Here is a 911-nt window from a genome sequence, read left to right as displayed (position 1 = left end):
TTCCACTTATTGACCCGGTAATTAATGAATTAAATGTTTTAACTCCTGTCCATGTCTGATTCCCAGTTGTAATTATCCCTGAATTAGTTGCACTAGCTGTAGGTAAAGTAACATTAGTTCCTGTTGATGATGTAACTACAGGACCTGCTGTTGTTCCTGCTGTTACTCCTAAATTAGTTGCTACATTTACTTGTGCGCCTGCGGCTATTCCATTCAATTTAGATTTATCAGCAGAAGTTAATAAACCGGCGATGCTCGTCGTAGCTGCTGGAATAGTAGCGTTAGTTCCGGTAGAACTATTGACGGTAACATTAGTCGCGGTTGTTGAAACTGTTAAGTTGGTTGCAACATTCACCTGTGCTCCTGCTGCTATACCATTCAATTTGGTTTTATCTGCCCCCGTCATTACACCTGCAAGCGCAGTCGTGGCACCAGGTAATACAGCATTAGTACCATCAGAACTGTTAACGGTTAACGTATTGCTTGTAGTGCTTGTAGAGAGGTTGGTGGATACGTTTGGGGCGGTGTTTCTAAACTCAGTTCCTACTAAAGTTAAGCAGTTCCCGCAGAATAGGTTGTATTAGGAGGTGTTACCCAAACACCATCGCCGCGTAAATAGTTAGATGTACTACCATTTGTATCAATGGCAGCAACATTACCTGAATCTGTTATTTGAGATAAGGTATTGTATGGCTAGTTGGCGTTCTAGATTTGATATCTGACATCGTTACCTTCTGTAACAGTTCCAGTAGTTGTTCCAAAATTTTTGTTAAACGCTGTATTTTTGGTAAAAGTAGGCTCTTTACCGTCTAATGTACTTTGAAGTCCTGTAACATTAGCAATGGTATGTGTATGACTTGAAGGAGTAAACGTTGTCGGTTTGGACGTTATTTCAGTCCAGCTATGGGAAT

General features: G+C 40.7%; 1 pseudogene. It reads right to left on the bottom strand.

What is annotated here, in order from left to right:
• Window positions 1–891, bottom strand: a pseudogene (locus B9T16_RS28965) (hypothetical protein); the annotation flags it as partial.
• Between the last annotated feature and the right edge of the window lie 20 nt (window positions 892–911).

Source organism: Arthrospira sp. PCC 8006 (assembly GCF_046480465.1).
Classification (GTDB): Bacteria; Cyanobacteriota; Cyanobacteriia; order Cyanobacteriales; family Microcoleaceae; genus Limnospira; species Limnospira platensis.
Note: the sequence above shows the minus strand (reverse complement) of the source record. Positions and strands in the feature narration are given on the sequence as shown.